The 7,627-nt window shown below is 61.2% G+C and carries 7 protein-coding genes; 2 read left to right on the top strand and 5 right to left on the bottom strand.

Features of this window, described 5'->3' with window-relative positions; all coding sequences use genetic code 11:
• Positions 1–29 precede the first annotated feature (29 nt).
• Genes M5B42_RS30755 through M5B42_RS30745 form a run of 3 tightly spaced genes read right to left on the bottom strand, consistent with a single transcriptional unit; the run spans position 30 to position 3,189 of the window.
• Entirely contained in the window at positions 30–1,304 is a 1,275-nt protein-coding gene (locus M5B42_RS30755) for an OprD family porin (protein WP_248747945.1), read from the bottom strand.
• A complete protein-coding gene (locus tag M5B42_RS30750; RefSeq protein WP_248747944.1) occupies positions 1,301–1,771 on the bottom strand; it encodes a DMT family transporter in 471 nt (156 codons plus the stop codon). Before M5B42_RS30750 ends, M5B42_RS30755 begins: the two co-directional genes overlap by 4 nt.
• 14 nt (positions 1,772–1,785) lie before the next feature.
• Entirely contained in the window at positions 1,786–3,189 is a 1,404-nt protein-coding gene (locus tag M5B42_RS30745; protein ID WP_248747943.1) for an amidohydrolase family protein, read from the bottom strand.
• Between the two features lie 113 nt (positions 3,190–3,302).
• On the opposite strand from M5B42_RS30745, the gene M5B42_RS30740 reads away from it, so the two are divergent.
• Positions 3,303–4,196: a LysR family transcriptional regulator gene (locus M5B42_RS30740; RefSeq protein ID WP_177103382.1), complete on the top strand. Its 894-nt coding sequence runs from the start codon at positions 3,303–3,305 to the stop codon at positions 4,194–4,196.
• A 16-nt stretch (positions 4,197–4,212) separates the two neighbouring features.
• On the opposite strand, the gene M5B42_RS30735 is transcribed toward M5B42_RS30740, so the two are convergent.
• The gene (locus M5B42_RS30735) at positions 4,213–5,400 is read right to left on the bottom strand and encodes an MFS transporter (RefSeq protein ID WP_248747942.1); all 1,188 of its coding nucleotides are present in this window, start codon (positions 5,398–5,400) and stop codon (positions 4,213–4,215) included.
• Positions 5,397–6,428: an NAD(P)-dependent alcohol dehydrogenase gene (locus M5B42_RS30730; RefSeq protein ID WP_248747941.1), complete on the bottom strand. Its 1,032-nt coding sequence runs from the start codon at positions 6,426–6,428 to the stop codon at positions 5,397–5,399. The genes M5B42_RS30735 and M5B42_RS30730 overlap by 4 nt, the downstream gene beginning before the upstream one ends.
• A 183-nt stretch (positions 6,429–6,611) precedes the next feature.
• Here M5B42_RS30730 and M5B42_RS30725 point away from each other — a divergent pair, with 183 nt between their 5' ends.
• Complete coding sequence (locus M5B42_RS30725) at positions 6,612–7,505, top strand: LysR family transcriptional regulator (RefSeq protein WP_248747940.1); 894 nt, start codon at positions 6,612–6,614, stop codon at positions 7,503–7,505.
• Positions 7,506–7,627: the final 122 nt, after the last annotated feature.

Below are 7,627 nucleotides of genomic sequence, written 5' to 3'. Positions count from 1 at the left end.
AGGATTCGCGACGCTTTCAGGAGCGCCGCCTACCACAAGGCCTTGGTATAAGTGAGCAATATCCGGGTTTCGTCCGCGTCCCGGCTGAACGACGAGCGGTACGTCGCATTGCGCAAACGCAACGCCAGGTTCTTGAACGCCCCACTCTGGATCATGTAACGCACCTCCGTGTTACGCTCCCACTCCTGCCCCCTGCCTGAAACACCCGGCACTTGTGCATGGTCGCCAGAAATATAGCGGCTCATGAAGGTCAACCCGGGAATGCCCATCGACTCGAAGTCGTAATCGTAACGCGCCTGCCAGGAGCGCTCCTTCGCCTCGGCAAAATCGCCGATCTGGGCAAAGTTCACCAGGTACGCGTCACTGCCCTCTATATAAGGAAAGGCGCTGGCCCCTGACATGCGCTGGTAACCCAGGCTGACCTTGTGCCCACCCTGTCCGTAGCCGAACAGACCATTGAGCGCCTGGTTGTCGATTTTTCCTCCCCGGGCAGCGCCTTGGTCCTCACTCGCAAAAAACCGCAGATCGGCGTTCAACGTACCGGAGGCCAGGGGTCGGCTGGCAATCAGCCCGAGAAAATGCTGCCGGTAGACATCGCTCAACCCGGCGTAGTGATAGCTGAACTTGAGATCATCACCCAGCTTGCGATCAAAGCCTGCAAGGTCCAACTGGCCGCCCGGGGCGTTACGAGTAAATCGGTTGTTCTTGTTGTTCAGGGCAATGTCTTCATAACTCGTATCATTGCGCGCCTTCACTTTGTCCAACTGGCCCGCGGTCATCACCAGATCAGGAAACTCCCGGGAAGTCAGCATCAAGCCCTCGAACGACTGCGGCAGAATCATGCCATCGTTAGGTCGTAGCGTAGGCAACGAAGGGATCAGCGCCCCGGCCTTCAACTCGGTCGCGGAAATTTTCAGCTTGGCCGTCAGCCCCAGCTTGCCGTACTGCGCCGCAGCACGCCCATCGGGGCGGACCGGCAGCAGGCCACTCCCCGCCCGCTCGGGACTGGAGTCCAGGCGGATGCCCAGCATACCCAGCGCGTCCACACCGAGACCCACCACTCCCGGGGTGTAGCCCGACTCCAGTTTCAGCATCAGGCCTTGCGCCCATTCATCCCGCCTGGATTGCAGGCTGGAGGGTCCATCACGGAAGTCGCGATTGAAATACACATTGCGCGTTTCGAAAAAGGCATGGGAGTCGCCGAAGAAATCCGCTCGGGCCCAGGCACTGAACCCCGTCAGGGCCACAGCTCCAGCCAGGACCGGCAGGCCCTTGGCGCTTGCGACATGGATGAAGACGCTCACGACAGCAGCTCCTTCAAACGGTCGCCGAAGAGCGTCAGGGCAACCCCAAGCAAAACCACGCTGGCACCGATGATTTTCAAGGTCGCGGCAGGTCGCACCACACTGCCGAGCCAGCCGAAATGGTCAATCGCCACCGAGGACAGCAACTGGCCGGCGATCACCAGGACCAGCAGGTTCGCCAAACCGATGCGCGGCGCCAGCCAGACCGTGCAGAAAATCGCCCCGGCACCGAGCACTCCGCCCACCAATCGCCAGCCTGGCTGGCTCGGAATCACATTGAGGGAATCGCCCAGGCCACCGCGAAAGAAGGCAAGGACACCCAGCACCAACATGCCGGTGAAGAAGGAATAGAACGCGGCCGCCAGGGTATTGCCTGTCATGGCCCCAGCCAGTTGGCTGTTGACCGCCGCTTGCAGCGCTATCGCGATGCCCGCCAGAAAGGCCAGCGCAAAGGAAATCAGGAACATGACGGCCACCTCTATCAGTGGGAATGCAGGGGAGAAAAATCTTCCGCAAAAGGGTCCGGGGTGTAACCGGCGGCCGCGAACAGGTACTCACGGGACTCTTCGGTCGCCAGTTCCAGTTGCGGGCGATCCACCCCCAGCACCACGCCCCCCTGCTTGCGAATCCGCCCGGCGATGATCACGGTGTCGATATCGCCCCGCTCCGCCGCGTGAACCACCGTGCCCAGCGCGTTGTTGGACGGATAGAGGCTGAGGTTGTCGGTGCGAATCATCACGATGTCCGCCTGCTTGCCCGGCGTAAGGCTGCCGATGCTCGAGTCGAGCCCCGCGCACGCCGCGCCATCGAGGGTCGCGGCCTTGAGCAGTTGTCGGGTGCTGACCAGGTCCGGCGTGGCGGGTTTACCGTGAAAACGTGCACTGTGAGCCGCCGCGCGCTGCAGATAGAAAGCCACGCGCATTTCACCGAACATGTCGCCGCCATAGGAGCTTTCGTTATCGACGCTCAAACCCGGGTTCATCCCATGGTCGACGGCCTTTTGCCAGGCAAATACACCGTCTTCGAGCCCATAGTGGGCGTCGGAACGCGGGCAGACGTTGACCTTCACTCCGGCCTTGCGCAGGATCGACCAACCGTGGTCCGGCAGGCAGGTACAGTGGTTGAAGATATTGTCCGGACCCAGCAGCCCCTCTTCGTGCAACGTTTCAAGTTCACTGGCCATACCGGCACCGAAGAACTCGGTAACGATATTCAGGCCCAGTTCGCGGGCCACCGCCCATTGCTCGCGGTCGATCTGCGACATCATTGCCAGGGTCACCAGCGAGTCGTCACCGTTTGCATACTTGCCCTTCAAGCGACGCAGGTCACCGGGCCATTGGGCCGAGTCCCATTCACCGGACAACGGCGCACCCGGCGCGTGCACCGCACGGATGCCGGCGTCCTGCAGGGCCTCGATGGCCGCATCGGAATGCGCGCCACTACGGGCATTGTGAGAGTTGTCGATGATGGTGGTGATGCCGGCATTGATGCAGCCCAGGGCAGTCAGCATGTTGCCCACGTACATATCCTGGGGTCGGTAGTACTTGGCGAAGGAAAAGTGCGTGGCGTTGCAATAGTCTTCCAGGGACGGAGAGTCCGGGTTGATGCGCCGCAATTGACCTTCCCAGGCATGGCGATGGGTATCGACCATCCCGGGGATGACGATCATGCCCTTGGCGTCAATGATGTCGGCCCCCTCGGCGCTGAGGTTGACACCAACTTCGACGATCTCGGTACCACGGATCAAAACGTTAGCCTCGACGAAGTTACCCAGTTGATCATCCAGGGTGACGACCATTCCGCCCTTGAGTAGCAGCAGGCGATGTTGATCGGGCAAAGGCGCGAGGGCTGAGTTCAGCAGGTCGAAATGAGCAGGGAATGACATGACAGTTCCTTCGGTGGCACGGGCAGGATCGCCGATTGAGCGCATTGTCCGACCCGTACCTTTTATTTAGAATATGGAACTATCTTCAAACATTATGAAGGGCCACATATATAATGCGCGATCAGGAATTCGCCAACCTCAAGGCTTTTTTCGCGGTGGCCCAGGCGCGCAATTTTTCCCGGGCGGCCCAGTCGCTCGGCGTCTCGGCATCCGCCCTGAGCCAGACCATCAAGGGCCTGGAAGAACGCCTGGGGGTGCGTTTGCTGAACCGGACAACCCGCAGCGTGTCGACCACGGAAGCCGGTGCCCGCCTGTTCGAACGGCTGCGCAGCGTTTTCGCCGACCTGGAGTCGGCGCTGGAGGCACTCAACGAATACCGCGACACCCCCATCGGTACACTGCGCATCAGTGCTCCGCAGGTGGCGATGCTGCACTTTATCCAGCCGATCCTGCCGTCCTTCCAGGCCGCCTACCCGGACATCCAGCTCGAACTGACCACCGACGACAGCACCACCGACATCGTCGCCCAAGGCCATGATGCGGCCATCCGCCTGGGGGAATTCATCGAGCAGGACATGGTCGCCCTCAGGCTCAGCGAGCCGCTGACCCAGATTGCCGTGGCCTCGCCCAAATACTTGCAGCAGCGCGGCCGCCCGCAGACACCAGTGGAACTGCTGCAACACAGTTGTGTGAACTGGCGCCGCGCCGGTGAGTCCGGGCTGTACAAGTGGCGCTTTTTCAACGACGGCACGCCGTTCGAGCTCAGCGTCAAGGGCTCCCTGGTGGTGAGCGATTGTGCCGTCGCGCTGCAATCGGCGGTCGATGGCCTGGGCATCACCGTGTGGATTCGCGAGTGGCTCAAGGCCGAACTGGACAGCGGCGCGCTGGTGCCGCTGCTGGAGGAATGGTCGACGCCCTTCCCCAGCTTCTACCTCTACTACCCGAGCAACCGGCAGATGTCTTCGGCGTTGCAAGTGTTTATCGCTGCGTTGCGCCAGCAGCACTGAACCCGAGCGGAACGGATCAGGCGGTTTGCGGAACCAGCGCCTCGGCACGCGTCCGATAGAGCAGCGATTTCACCACGATCACCAGCAACGACAACGCCGCGAACAACAAACCGCAGGCGATCGTCCCCGGCAGGCCATAGGCATTGATGAACAGACCTCCGACCCAGGCGCCGATGGCAATCCCCGCGTTGGCCGCCGACACATACAGACTGGTGGCGAACGAATGAGCTTCAGGGGCGGCACTGGTCAACCACATCTGGGTGATGACCATGCCACTGGTATGAATCGCACCCCAGACGAACACGATCGGCAGCATCGACCAAAGCGAAGCGCTGCCGAAGCAGTAGAGCATCCCGTAGGCCAGGCTCAGCAGAATCGGAAACAGCAGCACAGTCCTGACCAGATGACGGGCCAGCGCCCTGCCCGCCAGCATATTCCCCAGCACCCCGCCGACCCCGAAGACCACCAGCAGCAGGCTGATGGTCTCTCCCCCAAGGCCGGTCTGGCTTTTCAGGTACTCGGCGGCATAGCTGTAGACCGCGAACTTGGTGGTGAACACCAGCAGCGTACCGATGATCGCCAACCACACTGGCGGTTTGCGCAGGATCGACAGCTGACTGGCGAAACTTTCCGGCGCGGCGACCTGGCGCGGCAACCGCAGCCACAAGCCCAGTCCCGCCAGGAAGGTGGCCACGGCGCAGAACAGGATCGAAGTCTCATAGGAAAAGCGTCCGGCCACCCAGGCGGTAATCGGGATGCCGAACACCAGGCCGAGGGTCGTGCCGATAAAGGCCACTGTGGTCGCATGGGCGGCGCGCTCCCTGGGACAGAGCGAAATAGCCGCCGCGAACGCCGCCGAAAAGAACACCGGATGCAGCATCGCCGGCACGATGCGCAGGGCCATCAGCGTCGAGTAGTTCGGCGCATAGGCTGACAAAACGCTGCACAGGGAAAAGCACAACAGGGCCCCCACCAGCACTTTCTTGCGCTCGAAGCGGGAAAACACCAGCACCAGGAACGGGCCGCAAGCCGCCACGATAAAGGCGAACAAGCTCATCAGCAGGCCGGCCTGGGCCACCGTCACGCCGAAGCGTTCGACGATCAGCGGCAGGATGCCGACCACGCCCAGTTCCAGGGTATAGAGGCCGAACAGCCCGAGCATGATAAAGGGCATGACGCTCATGGGTTTGATCGAACCAGTCATTTCGATGCCAGCGCGAAGTCGATAACAACCTTGCCAAACGCGCCACGGCTCAGGTGCGCGAACGCCTCGGGGACTTGCGCGAAGGCGTAGGTGGCATCGATCACCGGCTTGATCCCGTGGTGATCGATCATCCGCACCAGATCTTCCAATGCGCGGCGCGGCCCTACCGCCACAGCGACAATCGACGCGCGGCTGCCCAGCAACGGCATGATCGGAGTACGCAACTCTTCGGACTCCAGCAAACCGATAATGGAAACCCGGCCACCGGGCACTACCGCTTGCAGGGAGCGTCCCAAGTTATCGCCACCAGCCATTTCCAGCACATGGTCGGCGCCGCGACCCTCGGTCAGCTCCAGCACCGCCGTTTGCCATTCAGGTGTGGTGGTGCGATTGATGCCATGGCTGGCACCGAGCTTGATCGCCTCGGCGATCTTCGCGTCACTGCTGCTGGTGACAATCACTTTGGCGCCGCTGGCGGCCGCCAACTGTACGGCGAACAACGAAACCCCGCCGGTGCCCTGGACCACCACGGTCTGCCCGGCATGCAAGTGCCCCAATTCGATCAGCGCCATCCAGGCGGTCAAGGCGGCGATGGGCAGCGTACTGGCCTCCACCGGGGTCAGGTTTTTCGGCGCGCGGACACACCACTCGGCCGGCGTCGTGACGTACTGCGCGAGCATCCCTTGAATCGGCCCGCCCTGGGTCGGCATTTCGGCCCAGGTCTTGGGATTACCATCGATCCAGTTGGTAATGTAGGTGGAGATGACGCGCTCGCCTACACTGAAACGAGTGACGCCCTCTCCCACCGCGACAACGGTCCCGGCCATATCGGAGGCCGGGGTGAACGGAAAGGCCAGGGCCGCCGTCATGCCATTCTCGACCACTTGGGTATCACGGTAGTTGAGCGACACGGCTTCGATTTTGACCAGTATTTCCCCGGCTTTCGGCAGCGGACGCGGTGTATTGGCCAGATTCAGATTATCCAGGCCGAACGAGGAAATTTCCCAGCGGTTCATGATTTCGGACATGACGGTGATCTCGGTTGATGAGCGATGTGGCGATCATAGAGGGCCTCCAGGTCCCGATTAAGTAGGTGCCATATCCGCTATCTACGGATGTTTTATTCCGCAATCGAGTTAGGATAACCCGTCACCCGATCGGTTCGGCGCAGCAAAAAAGCAGGATTTGAGGTTCATGGTCGAGAATGAAAAATGGATAGCTTGAGCAGTTTGAATGTCTTCGTATCCGTGGCGCAGACCCGCAGCTTTGTCGCCGCCGGCCGCTTGCTGGGGGTGTCCGCTTCGGCCATCGGCAAAAGCATCGTGCGCCTGGAGGAACGTTTCGGCGTGCGCCTGTTCAACCGCAGCACACGCAGCGTCACCTTGACCGAAGAAGGCTCGCGTTTTCTCGAACGCAGCCTGCGCATCCTGGCCGAAATCGAAGCCGCCGAGGCCGAGTTCTCGCAGACCACAACGGCTCCCAGTGGGCGCCTGAAGATCAGCATGCCGCTGGTCGACGACCCCTTTCTACCGGTCCTGGCCCAGTTCAAGAAAGCCTATCCGGCCATCGACCTGGACCTGACCTTCGACGATCGCCGGGTCGATGTCATCGAAGAAGGCTACGACGCGGTGATTCGCAGTGGCGAAGTCCCTGACTCCAGCCTGACCTCCCGCCATATCGGCACGTATCAAATGATCCTGGTGGGCTCGCCGGACTATTTCGAAAAACACGGTGTGCCGCAGTCGCCCATCAACCTGATGCGGCACAGCTGCATTCAGTTTCGTTTCCCCAACACCGGTAAACTGCAGGTCTGGCCATTGAACCGCGAAACCCAGGACATCGACCTGCAACTGCCGACCTCAATGGTCTGCAACAATCTGGAGGCACGCATCGTGTTCGCCGTACAGGGGATCGGTATCGCCTACCTGCCGGACTTCGCCATCCGCGAATGGCTGGAGCGCGGGAAGCTGGTCAAGGTCCTTGAGGACTGTTGCGAATCCGGCGTCTACCGGCTGATGTGGCCTTCCGGCAAATACCCGTCGTTGAAGTTGCGGGTGTTCATCGACTTCCTGAAGGCTCATCTGTTTCCCGAACAACGCCCGTAGTTTCCGGCGCCTGCCCAGTATCGATCACGCTGATATCCGCTATCGGCAAGGATCCGTTCTATTACAGGCGATGCCGTTCGTAAAATGGCGCCACTGCCTCACTACCGTCAGGTGAGGGGGAT

This window comes from Pseudomonas sp. MWU12-2037 (genome assembly GCF_023242345.1).
Lineage (GTDB): Bacteria > Pseudomonadota > Gammaproteobacteria > Pseudomonadales > Pseudomonadaceae > Aquipseudomonas > Aquipseudomonas gingeri_D.
The sequence above is the reverse complement of the archived record's forward strand: the minus strand, read 5'-3'. Positions and strand labels throughout refer to the sequence as shown.

Bases quoted from the DNA above. Each gene is read 5' to 3' on its own strand.
- M5B42_RS30750 (WP_248747944.1), bottom strand. From the start codon at position 1,771: ATGTTCCTGATTTCCTTTGCGCTGGCCTTTCTGGCGGGCATCGCGATA.
- M5B42_RS30745 (WP_248747943.1), bottom strand. From the start codon at position 3,189: ATGTCATTCCCTGCTCATTTCGACCTGCTGAACTCAGCCCTCGCGCCT.
- M5B42_RS30740 (WP_177103382.1), top strand. From the start codon at position 3,303: ATGCGCGATCAGGAATTCGCCAACCTCAAGGCTTTTTTCGCGGTGGCC.
- M5B42_RS30735 (WP_248747942.1), bottom strand. From the start codon at position 5,400: ATGACTGGTTCGATCAAACCCATGAGCGTCATGCCCTTTATCATGCTC.
- M5B42_RS30730 (WP_248747941.1), bottom strand. From the start codon at position 6,428: ATGTCCGAAATCATGAACCGCTGGGAAATTTCCTCGTTCGGCCTGGAT.
- M5B42_RS30725 (WP_248747940.1), top strand. From the start codon at position 6,612: ATGGATAGCTTGAGCAGTTTGAATGTCTTCGTATCCGTGGCGCAGACC.